At 69.0% G+C, this 11,848-nt stretch carries 7 protein-coding genes; 5 read left to right on the top strand and 2 right to left on the bottom strand.

Features of this window, described 5'->3' with window-relative positions; all coding sequences use genetic code 11:
* Positions 1 to 2 precede the first annotated feature (2 nt).
* Positions 3 to 899 (top strand): hypothetical protein, encoded by an 897-nt coding sequence (locus tag KJK29_RS07625; RefSeq protein WP_215117951.1) that lies wholly within the window; start codon positions 3 to 5, stop codon positions 897 to 899.
* Between the two features lie 14 nt (positions 900 to 913).
* Here KJK29_RS07625 and KJK29_RS07620 read toward each other — a convergent pair whose 3' ends face one another.
* A complete protein-coding gene (locus KJK29_RS07620; protein ID WP_215117950.1) occupies positions 914 to 2,893 on the bottom strand; it encodes an alpha-glucuronidase in 1,980 nt (659 codons plus the stop codon).
* 20 nt (positions 2,894 to 2,913) lie between these two features.
* Positions 2,914 to 6,717, bottom strand: coding sequence for a GH92 family glycosyl hydrolase (locus KJK29_RS07615; RefSeq protein ID WP_215117949.1), 3,804 nt, complete (start codon positions 6,715 to 6,717; stop codon positions 2,914 to 2,916).
* Between the two features lie 368 nt (positions 6,718 to 7,085).
* On the opposite strand from KJK29_RS07615, the gene ngcE reads away from it, so the two are divergent.
* The 4 genes from ngcE (at position 7,086) to KJK29_RS07595 (ending at position 11,816) form a co-directional block, all read left to right on the top strand.
* A complete protein-coding gene (gene ngcE, locus KJK29_RS07610; protein ID WP_215117948.1) occupies positions 7,086 to 8,540 on the top strand; it encodes an N-acetylglucosamine/diacetylchitobiose ABC transporter substrate-binding protein in 1,455 nt (484 codons plus the stop codon).
* Between the two features lie 31 nt (positions 8,541 to 8,571).
* The gene (locus tag KJK29_RS07605; protein WP_215117947.1) at positions 8,572 to 9,498 is read left to right on the top strand and encodes a carbohydrate ABC transporter permease; all 927 of its coding nucleotides are present in this window, start codon (positions 8,572 to 8,574) and stop codon (positions 9,496 to 9,498) included.
* Positions 9,498 to 10,421 carry a carbohydrate ABC transporter permease gene (locus KJK29_RS07600; RefSeq protein ID WP_215117946.1) on the top strand — a complete coding sequence of 308 codons (924 nt, stop codon included), beginning with the start codon at positions 9,498 to 9,500 and terminating at the stop codon, positions 10,419 to 10,421. The genes KJK29_RS07605 and KJK29_RS07600 overlap by 1 nt, the downstream gene beginning before the upstream one ends.
* 183 nt (positions 10,422 to 10,604) lie before the next feature.
* A complete protein-coding gene (locus KJK29_RS07595; protein WP_215117945.1) occupies positions 10,605 to 11,816 on the top strand; it encodes an ROK family transcriptional regulator in 1,212 nt (403 codons plus the stop codon).
* Positions 11,817 to 11,848: the final 32 nt, after the last annotated feature.

Here is an 11,848-nt window from a genome sequence, read left to right as displayed (position 1 = left end):
GCATGACGGACCACCAAGGGTGCGCCTTCGAAGGGTGCTGCGGCCGGCGCAGGCGCAGTGGGCGGCTGATCGACGCCCGGATGCCGGAGCTGGCACGCTGCCTGACGCTCTTCCGGTACGTCCAGGCGGTCACCGGGGGACCGGTCGCCCGGATCGACCAGGCCGGCAGCTACGCGGTCCCGAGCCTGCGCGGGGACGCGTTCGGCGTGCCCCCGGGCAAGATCGCGCTGCGCATCGACAGCGCCGGGGTCGCCTCGGCCGTCGTCGCGCGGGACGAGGACACGGTGGCGCTGCGACTGCTGGACGCGCGGGGCCGGACCGTGCACCAGGGGCGGCTGCTGTCGGAAGGAGACCGGCTGCTGGCCGGCCTCGCGGGCACCGTCGACGCCGGTTCCCCGGCCGCCGCCCCACCTGCCCCGGCCTCCGGGGCACCGGCCTGGGAGAACGGCGACCAGCTCGCCCAGCTCGACACGATCCTCGCGGACGGCGGCGTCGCCAGACGCCGCTCCTTCCACCGGTACCGCGGCGAACACCGGCCGATCGACACCGGCGTGGTCGCCGCCGTCCTCGACCACGTCTGCTCCGTCGGGCTGCCGATCGGTGTCGCGGTGTTCGCCCCGGCGGCGATGCAGGCCTGCGGCGGCCGGGTGCACGTCACCGACCGGACCGTGGGCGGGCGGGTGTTCGCGGCGGTCGCGGACAGCTCGGTGGAGATCGACCTCGCGCGCGTCCGCGCCTGCCACCTCGTCCGCTCCACGGCCGCGCACGGCCCGACCTCGGCACTCGAACTCGACGACGAGGACGGCCGCTGCGTCGCGGTCATCACCCAGTTCGGCATCGTCGGGGAGCAGGTCCACGGGGCGTGGGAGCACCTCACGGCGTCACTCCCCGACGCCTGACGTGCCGCGCGAGGTCAAGGGTGGACGCGCCGCCCCCGCTCGTCCGGCACCCCGGACTTGCGGAAGAAGTAGCTGTTGATCTGGTCGCGCCACTCGCGGGCACTACGGAGCTGCTCCTCGTAACGCTCCGCCACCCGCGTGTGGCGCACCGGATCCACCAGCCCGGCCAGCGAGGCCCATAGCTCCCGGGCCTCCTCGACCTCCGCCACGCCCTCGAAGTGCGTGTCGTAGATGTGCTGGATCACCGTCTTGCCGCTGTGCAGGGTGTGGCCGTACGACACGTGGTGGAAGAACAGCAGCAGCTCGTCGGGGCAGGTGTCCGGCGACTCGTAGAGCTCGGCCCACGGCTTGGCGTACTGCCCGGCGTACCCGGTGCCGGTCGCCACGCTGCGGTCGACGCCGATGCCGTCCCGGTCGGCGAAGTGGTACGTCCCCCAGGGGCTGTACTCGTAGCCGTCCACGCTCGGCCCGTAGTGATGCCCCGGCTGCACCATGAAGCCCACGCCGAGGGGAGCGGTGTACTTCTCGTACGTCCGCCACGAGCCGTCGAACACGGCGTGCAGCCCGGCCTCGGGCCCCGGTCCGAAGGTGAGCCCGATCCACTCGTCGAGCACCTCTCCCGGCTCGGCGTCCGGCCGCCAGGCCAGCCGCCCGAAGGTGTAGAGGTTCGCTTGGGCGAGGGGATGCCCGGTCCAGAACGGGTCGTCGCCGGCGTTGGACACGGCGATCAGCCCGCCCCGCGTCAACTCGCCGACGGAAGACCCCTGTTCAGCCGGGAAGCGCAGCACCTCGCTCCACATCGGCCCCAGCCAGCACACATGCCGCTGCTGCCCGGTGTACTCCTGGGTGACCTGCAGCTCCACCGCCAGCCGGGTGCCGGGCATCGCCCCGATCAGCGGCGAGACCGGCTCGCGCACCTGGAAGTCGATCGGCCCGTGCTTCACCTGGAGCACGGCGTTGTCGGCGAACGCCCCGTCCAGCGGCACGAAGTGGTCGTACGCGGCCCGGGCCCGGTCCGTCCCCCGGTCCCGCCAGTCCTGGCAGTGGTCGTAGACGAACGCCCTCCAGTGCACGGTGCCGCCGTACGGCTCCAGTGCGGCGGCCAGCAGGTTGGCCCCGTCGGCGTGGCTGCGGCCGTAGGCGAACGGCCCGGGCTGGCCCTCCGAGTCGGCCTTCACCACGTACCCGCCGAAGTCGGGGATCGCCTCGTACACCGCTCCCGTGGCCTCGGCCCACCAGCCGCGCACGCCCTCGTCCAGCGGGTCGGCCGTGGGCAGCCCGCCGAGCAGCACCGGCGCGGCGAAGGACACGGACAGGTGGGTGCGGATCCCGTAGGGCTGCAGCGCCTCGGCGATCGCGGCGACCTCGCCGATCCGGTCGGTCAGCAGATGCGCCTCGGTCTCGTGGACATTGACGTTGTTGACGGCGACCGCGTTGATCCCGCACGCCGCCAGCAGCCTCCCGTAGGCCCGCACCCGCTCCAGGTCCCCGCGCGCCCGCCCGTCCTCCCAGAACAGCGAGCCGCCCGCGTACCCGCGCTCCACCTGGCCCATGACCGGGTGCACGGCGACGTTGTCCCAGTGGTCGAGCATGCGCAGGGCGAGAGCGGGGTGATGTCTCTCCCGCTCCCGCTCGCCCGTGAACGCCGCCTCCCCGAGCCGTACGACATGGAACAGGCCGTAGAGCAGCCCGCGTCCGCCGGAGGCGGTGACGGCCGTCGTGCCGCCCTGCCGGGCGAGCGTGAAGTCCTCGTCGCCGAGGTCATGGACGCCGAGGTCGAGGACCAGGTCGTACGCGCCGCCCTCCGGCTCGGCGTCGCGCACGACCCGGCCCCCGAACCGTCGGCAGGCCTCCGCCACCTCCCCGTGCACCGTCTCCACCAGCGGACCCGATCCACGGATCAGCGTCCGACCGCTGCCCACCGCCCGGAAGGCGGCGGGCGGCAGCCAGGCCGGGTCGACACCCTCGGGCAGGACGGGCACGGGAAGCGGCATGAGACCCCCAACTCGATTGCTCAGGAGAGCAGTTCGACCTCCGCCAGGGTGCCCTCGCCGTCGAGGACCAGGCGGTATTTCTCGTACGTACCCGGTGACCTCACCGTGAACGCGCGGGTCTGCCTGTCCCAGGCGAAGGACTCGTCGGAGCGCCGGTCCAGCGTCCGCCAGGTCTCGCCGTCGGAAGAGCCCTGGAGCGTCCAGCCGGCCGGTGCCTTCGCCCGGTCCGACGACGACGTCAGCGTGTACTGGACCGCCTCGGCGCCCTCCGGGACCGGAAGATCCACGGACGTCACCGCCGCGTCCGTCGCCGACGTGTCGTCGAACAGGGCACCCTCGCCCTTCAGCACGTCCGCGCGGGGCGTCGGCACCTCGTCGTCCCGGGTGATCGACACGGGCTGGGCGTGCTTGCCCGTGCCCCAGGACGACGGCCGCGGGCCCATGTCGAACTCCAGGACACCGCCCTCGGCGACGACCGAGTGCGGCAGGGAGGTCTTGGACCAGGTCCGGCCGTTGACCTTCAGCCCCTGCACATACACGTTCCTCGCGCTGTTCCGGGGCGCCTTCACCACCAGCTCGCGCCCGTTCTCCAGATGCACGGTCGCCTTCGTGAACAGCGGTGAGCCGATCGCGTACTCGCCGCTGCCCATCACCAGCGGATAGAAGCCGAGCGCGGAGAACAGGTACCAGGCCGACTGCTCGCCGTTGTCCTCGTCACCGTGGTAGCCCTGGCCGATCTCGCTGCCCGTGTACAGACGGGACAGCACCTCGCGGACGTTCTTCTGCGCCTTCCAGGGCTGCCCGGCCGCGTCGTACATGTAGATCGCGTGATGGGCGACCTGGTTGGAGTGCCCGTACATGCCCATCCGCACATCCCGCGCCTCGGTCATCTCGTGGATGACACCGCCGTAGGAGCCGACGAACTCGGGGGAGGCGGTCTCCGGCGTGGAGAAGTAGGTGTCGAGCTTGTCTCCCAGCCCCTTCCGGCCGCCGTACAGATTCGCCAGACCCCGGCTGTCCTGAGGGGCGGTAAAGGCGTATCCGTACCCGTTTGTCTCGGTGTAGTCGTGGCCCCAGACCCGCGGGTCGTACTTCGAGGACTCGACCCGCCAGTCGCCCTTCGCGTCCTTGCCCTGGAAGAAACCGGCCTTCGGGTCGAAGAGGTTCACATAGTCCTGGGCGCGGTCGCGGAAGTACTCCGACTCCTCCTTGTAGCGCCGCTCGCCGGTCTCCTCGTAGAGCTTCCGGCCCAAACGGGAGATGCCGTAGTCATTGAGGTAGCCCTCCAGCGCCCACGACAGGCCCTCGTGCGTCTCGGTGCTGGTGTAGCCGAGGAAGGGGGAGGTGGTCATGCCCTTGCGGCCGACGCCCGGGTTCGGGGGGACGACTGTCGCGTTCTTCACGGCCGCGTCGTAGGCCGCCTTCGCGTCGAAGTCGACGCCCTTCACGTACGCGTCTGCGAACGCCACGTCCGAGGACGTGCCCGTCATGAGGTCCGCGTAGCCGGGGGAGGACCAGCGCGAGGTCCAGCCGCCGTCCTTGTACTGCTGCACGAACCCGTCGACCAGCTCACCGGCCCGGGACGGAGTCAGGAACGAGTACGCCGGCCAGGTCGTCCGGTAGGTGTCCCAGAAGCCGTTGTTGACGTACACCTCGCCGTCGACGATCTTCGCGCCGGTGTGGGTCGGGGTGTCCGGGTTCGGCATGGGGGAGAAGGGCGAGGCGTACTGGTGCTTCCCGCCGACCTTCTCGAAACCGGAGTTCGGGTACAGGTACAGCCGGTAGAGGCTGGAGTACAGCGTCGTCAGCTGGTCCGGTGTCGCGCCCTCGACCTCGACCTTGCCGAGCAGCCGGTCCCACTGCCGCTGGGCGCTCTTCTTGACGGCCTCGAAGGACGTGCCGTCGGGGATCTCCTGGCGGAGGTTGTCCTTCGCCTGTTCGAGGCTGATCAGCGAGGTCGCCAGACGCAGGGTGACGGTCCGGTCGTCGGCCTTGAAGCGCAGATGGCCCTTCACTCCGGACGACGAGCCCTCGGTCACCGGCTTGTCGAACGTGCCGTAGACGAACAGCCGGGTCGCGCCCGTCGACAGCCCGGACTTCACGTCCGAGTAGCCGGTGACGATCCCGTTCTCCTTGTCGAGGGTCAGGCCCGCCTGGTCGGTGACATTGTCGAAGAGGACGCTCGCGTCGTCGCCGGGGTAGGTGAAGCGCAGGGCCGCCGCGTGGTCGGTCGGCGCCATCTCGGCCTTCAGCCCGTTCTCGAACCGCACCCCGTAGTAGTACGGCCGCGCCGTCTCGTTCTCGTGCCGGAAGGCCAGCTCCCGGGCCTCCCGGCCGAGGTCGGGGGTGCCGGTGGCGAGGGACGGCATCACCTGGAAGGTCTGCCGGTCGCCCATCCAGGGGCTCGGCTCATGGCTCGCGCTGAACGCCTGGATCGTCGGCAGGTTGTCCGCGTTGTTCCCGCGTGCGTAGTCGTACAGCCAGCTCAGCGAGCCCGCGTTGGTCACCGGCGTCCAGAAGTTGAAGCCGTGCGGCACCGCCGTCGCCGGGAAGTTGTTGCCCCGCGAGAAGCCGCCGCTGGAGTTGGTGCCGCGGGTCGTCACCGCGTAGTCCGACAGATGCGCCTTCGGGCGCTCGGGGGCGACGGAGTCCAGGGTCACGTCGTCCAGCCAGCCCCGGAACTTCGCCGGGCCCTTGGGCGAGTCGTACGCCACCAGGATCCGGTCCACGGTCTTCCCGGCCGCCACCGACCCGATCCGCGAGGCCACGTTGTTCCACTGGTTGACGTAGAGGATCTTCGCCTCGCCCTGCCCGCGCGGGGTGAGCGGGAAGCCGTGCTGGTCGGTGGCGCGCAGCTCGCTCAGCCGGGTGCCGTCGGTGAAGGCGAGGTCGACGGAGACGTTCGTCGCGTCGTAGTCGAGGTCGCCGTCCGCCATCGACGGGAAGATCCGGTAGGACAGCTCGGTGTTCCGGCCGACGGCCACGTTCACGTCGAAGACCTTGTTGTACGAGTAGGCCCGCCCCTCGGCGGTGTGCCGGCCGGCGTAGCGCAGGGCCCGTTTCCCGGTGAACCCGGCGCCCGCCTTGGCGGTGGGGGAGCCGCTCGGGCCGCGGTCGACGAGGGAGAGCATGTCCTGCGGCACGGGCCCTTCGCCGCCGCCCGTGGAGAGCTGGAGGTCGGCGAGCTGGAGGATGTCGCCGCCGTTGTTGCCGGTGATGTCGAGCCGGAAGTGCCGGTACTCGGCCGGGGCGGGCTCCGCGATGTCGTACGTCTTCGTCTGGAAGCGCTCGGAGAAGGACTCGCCGGAGCGGGAGTCGAGGGTCTTCCAGTCCTTGCCGTCGGCGGAGCCCTTCAGGGTCCAGGCCTTCGGGTCGCGCTCGCCGTGGTCGTTGGCCGACGTCAGTGCGTAACGCACCAGTTTGACTGGTTTGTCCAGGTCGAACTCGGCCCAGCCCGTGGGCTCGAAGGTGAGCCACTTGGTGCTCGGCTCGCCGTCGACGAGATTCTCCTTCACCTCACCCCCGCCCGTGTTCTCGGCGCTGGCCCGGACGTCGGTGACATGGTCGGTCACATTGCCCGGTATGCCGCTGCTGTAGCCGCCGTCGACGCCGGAGGCCCTCTTGCTGCCGTCGGGCGCCGTGTCGACGGTGTTCAACCAGTCCGGAACCGGGTCGTCCGGCTCGAACGAGGAGGCGAACCTCCGGTCGGGGGTCTCGGGGGCTTCGGGCAGTGCGACCGCAACGCCCTGTGAGCTCAGGGCCAAAGTGAAGGCGGTCGCCGACACGACCGCCGAACCCCATCTGTGCCGAGCTTTCCGCTGCATCAACGGGTACCCTCCCTGCGCAGTGGACAACGTTGTCAGCTTCGATGCGCAAGGACCAGTAGTTGCCCAAGTGCCGGGGAGTGTCAAGGGTGTTGGTTGTGGCATTCGAGGGCGCCGACCGGGATATTTCCGCCGAGGAGCACACGGACCGCTCGACTTTCCGCGAGGTCTCAACTCGGATAAGACCCACGGCCAACCTTGTGTTCGATCTTGATCCGCTGGCGGGAAGTGGACTATACCTGTCGGGCGCTTCACACCATCCGCACGTCATCACCCGCACTTTCCTGCACGACCCAGCGTGACCCGATCGCGGTGCCGGGGAGGATCCGGTTCACCGCCTGAGTCCTGGAGAAGGCGAGGACTTGAGCATGGGATCCACTTCCGCCGAGAACCACGGCACCGAGGGTGTCGGCCGCCGTGATCTGATCAAGAGGTCCGCAGCGCTCGGGCTGATCTCCGTCCCGACGATGAGCTTCCTGTCCGCCTGTGCCAGCGGCGGCGGAGGCGACAGCGGCGACAAGGCCAAGGCCGGCAAGAAGACCGCGAAGAACCCGCTCGGCGTCAACGACACCGCGGGCATGGAGTTCGTCCTGTTCGACGGCGGCTTCGGCAAGGAGTACGCCGAGGACGCGGTGAAGGTCTACGAGAAGAACTTCCCCAAGGTCGAGGTGAAGTTCTCCGCGACCCAGAAGATCCAGTCCACCCTCCAGCCCCGCTTCAACCAGGGCACCCCGCCGGACCTCATCGACAACTCCGGCGCCGAGCAGATGGACATGGGCGTCCTGGTCGGCAAGGACCAGCTCACCGACCTCACCCCGCTGCTGGACGCGCCCTCCTACGACGATCCGAACAAGAAGGTGCGCGACACCCTGCGCCCCGGCATCGTCGAGATGGGCCAGTTCGACGGCGAGAAGGTCTGGATCTTCTACTACGCCTACACGGTCTACGGCGTCTGGTACTCGCAGAAGGCCCTGGACTCGCTCGACGAGCAGTACCCCGAGACCTGGGACCAGATGCTCGCGGTCTGCGAGAAGGCCAAGAAGAAGGGCATGGCGGGCTGGACGTACGCGGGCAAGTACCCGTACTACCTGCCCTTCTCGCTCTACCCGATGATCGGCAAGGTCGGCGGTGTCGAGGTGCTCGACGCCATCGACAACCTGGAGCCGAACGCCTGGAAGCACCCGGCCGTCAAGGCCTGCTTCGAGGCCTACTACGAGCTCTACAAGAAGGGCTACATCCTCAAGGGCACCCCCGGCCTCGACCACATCCAGTCGCAGACCGCCTGGGCCGAGGGCAAGGCGCTGTTCATCCCGAACGGCTCCTGGGTGGAGAACGAGTCGGCCAACGTCATCCCAGAGGACTTCGCCCTCTCCGTCTCCGCGCCCACCGGAATCGACTCCTCCGACAAGCTGCCCTTCGGCACCATCTGGGCCTCCGGCGGCGAGCCCTTCATCGTCCCGTCCAAGGCGAAGAACGCCGAGGGCGGCATGGAGCAGTTGCGCATCATGCTCAGCGAGGCCTCCTCGAAGAACTTCACGAGCAAGGTGAAGTCGCTCACCGCCTACAACGGCGGCACCGACGGCATCGCCCTCACCCCGGGTCTGAAGTCGGGTGTCGCGGCCCTGGAGAAGGCCGGCGACAACGTGGTGAATCCCCGTCTGCAGGACTGGTACGTGCAGTTGCAGAAGGAGAAGATCGGTGTCTCCGGCCTGGGCGAGATGATGGCCGGCCGTCTCACCCCGGCCGAGGCGATCAAGAAGATCCAGGGCTTCGCCGACGAGGCCGCCAAGGACGACTCGATCAAGCACTACAAGCACCAGTAAGTCCTATTCCGCAAACGGCACCGGAGTGGCGATGCAGCACGGCAAGTACCGGTTCATCGTGGGCTTCCTCGCGTTGCCCCTCGGCCTGTACGCGCTATTCGTGATCTGGCCGTTCATCCAGTCCATCTACTACTCGTTCACGGACTGGACCGGCCTGAGCCCCGAATTCAAGATGGTCGGCTTCGACAACTACAGCCGGATGCTCGACGACGAGATCTTCTGGAAGTCGTTGCAGCACAGCCTGCTGTTCGCCCTCCTGCTGCCGGTGGTGACGATCGGCCTCGCGCTGTTCTTCGCCTTCATGATCAATGTGGGCGGCAGGAAACGGAGGAACGGACCGGTCGTCACCGGCGTCCGGGGCTCCTCGTTCTACAAGATCGTCTATTTCTTTCCGCAGGTCCTCTCGATCGCCATCGTCGCGCTGCTGTTCGCGTTCGCGTACAACCCGGACAGCGGCGCGATCAACTCGATCCTGCGCGGGATCGGCCTCGACGACGTCCAGCCGCTGTGGCTCGGCGACCCCGACCTCGCGCTGTGGGCCGTCATGGCCGTGCTCGTCTGGTCCACGGTCGGCTTCTTCGTGGTGCTCTTCTCCGCCGGCATGGCCTCCATCCCGGCGGAGATGTACGAGGCGGCCCTGCTGGACGGGGCGGGCCGCGCCACGACCTTCTTCCGCGTCACCCTGCCCCTGCTCTGGGACACCGTGCAGTCCGGCTGGGTCTACATGGGCATCCTGGCCCTCGGCGCCGAGTCGTTCGCGGTCGTGCAGATCATGACGACCGGGCCGGGCGGCCCCGACTACTCGACCACCGTCATGGTCCTGTACGTGTACCAGAAGGCGTTCCGTGACGGGCAGGCCGCCTACGCCACCACCATCGGTGTCGCCCTGCTCGTCGTCACGCTGGCCTTCGCCGCCGTGGTGATGCGGCTGGGCCGTCGCGAGCGGCTGGAGTACTGATGAAGACGACGCAGACCCCCGCGCCCGTGCCGGCCGAGTCCGGCGCGCCCGTCACCAAGGAGGACATCCCCCCGGCCCCGCCGCCGAAGGCGAGGAAGGAGGGCACGGTCCTCAACGTCTTCTCCCACGGCGTCCTCGTCATCTGGGCGATCATGGTGGTGATGCCGCTGCTGTGGGCGGTGATGACGTCCTTCAAGGACGACCGGTCCATCTTCTCCTCGCCCTGGTCGCTGCCGGACACCCTGCACTTCGACAACTGGTCGCGGGCGTGGACCCAGGCCAACATGAGCGACTACTTCCTCAACACCGTCCTGGTGGTGGGCGGTTCGCTCGTCGGCACCCTGGTGCTCGGCTCGATGGCGGCCTATGTCCTGGCTCGCTTCGACTTCCCGGGCAACCGCTTCATCTACTTCCTGTTCATCGGCGGCATGAGCTTCCCGATCATGCTCGCGCTGGTCCCGCTCTTCTACGTCGTGAACAACATGGGCCTGCTGAACACCATCCACGGGCTGATCCTGGTCTACATCGCCTACTCGCTGCCGTTCACGGTGTTCTTCCTGACCGCGTTCTTCCGGACCCTGCCGACGTCCATCGCGGAGGCGGCCTTCGTCGACGGCGCCTCCCACAGCCGTACGTTCTTCCAGATCATGCTGCCCATGGCCAAGCCGGGCCTGATCAGCGTCGGCATCTTCAACTTCCTGGGCCAGTGGAACCAGTACATGCTTCCCACGGTCCTCAACACGGACCCGGACAAACGCGTCCTCACCCAGGGCCTGGTGCAGCTCGCGGTCAGCCAGGGCTACAAGGGCGACTGGTCGGGCCTCTTCGCGGGCCTGGTGATGGCGATGCTGCCGGTGCTCGCCGCGTACATCGTCTTCCAGCGGCAGGTGGTGCAGGGGCTGACGGCCGGCGCGCTCAAATAACCCTGCGCGTTCGCTCGCGTACACGCCGCTCCCGGTCTCGGGGGCGGCGTGCGGACGTGTGTCCAGGGACCCGGAAACGGTTCAACCTCTTGACGGGAGGCGACCCGAACAGCTCAGCTTAGAGTTCACTAGTTGGACATGGACGGGGTCTCATCGAAGCGACCCCGCGCGCAGGAGGTCGTCGTGGAGACTCCGGGGTCGCAGTCGTCGCTGCACCGAGCCAACCTGGAGCGGGTCGTACGAGCCGTGCGTCTGGCGGGCTCCCTCACCCAGGCCGAGATCGCGCGGACGACGGGCCTGTCCGCGGCGACGGTCTCCAACATCGTCCGGGAGTTGAAGGACGGCGGCACCGTCGAGGTCACGCCCACCTCCGCCGGCGGGCGCCGGGCCCGCAGCGTCTCGCTGAGCGGGGACGCCGGGATCGTCATAGGAGTCGACTTCGGGCACACCCATCTGCGCGTCGCGGTCGGGAACCTCGCCCACCAGGTGCTCGCCGAGGAGTCCGAGCCACTCGACGTGGACGCCTCCTCGACCCAGGGCTTCGACCGGGCGGAACAACTGGTCAGCCGGCTGATCGAGGCCACCGGGGTCGACCGGTCCAAGATCGCCGGGGTCGGTCTCGGCGTGCCCGGCCCCATCGACGTCGAGTCGGGGACCCTCGGCTCGACCGCCATCCTGCCCGGCTGGACCGGCACCAAGCCCGCCGAGGAGCTGCGGGGGCGGCTCGGCGTGCCGGTGCACGTGGACAACGACGCCAACCTCGGTGCCCTCGGCGAGATGGTCTGGGGCAGCGGTCGCGGGGTGCGCGACCTGGCGTACATCAAGGTCGCCAGCGGTGTCGGCGCCGGTCTGGTGATCAACGGCAAGATCTACCGGGGGCCCGGCGGCACCGCCGGGGAGATCGGACATATCACTCTGGACGAGTCCGGCCCCGTCTGCCGCTGCGGAAACCGCGGCTGCCTGGAGACCTTCGCGGCTGCGCGCTATGTGCTGCCGCTCCTGCAGTCCAGCCACGGCACCGACTTGACCATGGAAGGCGTCGTACGGCTCGCACGGGACGGCGACCCGGGCTGCCGTCGGGTGGTCGCCGACGTCGGCCGCCACATCGGCAGCGGCGTGGCCAACCTCTGCAATCTGCTGAACCCGAGCCGGGTGGTCCTCGGGGGTGATCTCGCCGAGGCCGGTGAGCTGGTGCTGGGGCCGATCAGGGAGTCCGTGGGGCGCTACGCGATCCCCAGCGCGGCCCGGCAGTTGTCCGTGCTCCCGGGGGCCCTCGGAGGCCGTGCGGAGGTCCTCGGAGCGCTTGCTCTCGCCCTCAGCGAGATGGGCGATTCGACCCTTTTGGACGGAACTGCCCCTGGGGTACTGCAGGCTGCGGCGCCCGCCTTCACTTAGAGAACGGATGGCACCGTTGCCATCTCGTTAAG

This window comes from Streptomyces koelreuteriae (genome assembly GCF_018604545.1).
Taxonomy (GTDB): domain Bacteria; phylum Actinomycetota; class Actinomycetes; order Streptomycetales; family Streptomycetaceae; genus Streptomyces; species Streptomyces koelreuteriae.
This window is presented reverse-complemented; position numbering and strand designations above follow the sequence as displayed.

Excerpts from the sequence above, each read along its gene's own strand:
- ngcE (WP_215117948.1), top strand. The coding sequence starts at position 7,086 with ATGGGATCCACTTCCGCCGAGAACCACGGCACCGAGGGTGTCGGCCGC.
- KJK29_RS07625 (WP_215117951.1), top strand. The coding sequence starts at position 3 with ATGACGGACCACCAAGGGTGCGCCTTCGAAGGGTGCTGCGGCCGGCGC.
- KJK29_RS07620 (WP_215117950.1), bottom strand. The coding sequence starts at position 2,893 with ATGCCGCTTCCCGTGCCCGTCCTGCCCGAGGGTGTCGACCCGGCCTGG.
- KJK29_RS07615 (WP_215117949.1), bottom strand. The coding sequence starts at position 6,717 with ATGCAGCGGAAAGCTCGGCACAGATGGGGTTCGGCGGTCGTGTCGGCG.
- KJK29_RS07600 (WP_215117946.1), top strand. The coding sequence starts at position 9,498 with ATGAAGACGACGCAGACCCCCGCGCCCGTGCCGGCCGAGTCCGGCGCG.
- KJK29_RS07605 (WP_215117947.1), top strand. The coding sequence starts at position 8,572 with ATGCAGCACGGCAAGTACCGGTTCATCGTGGGCTTCCTCGCGTTGCCC.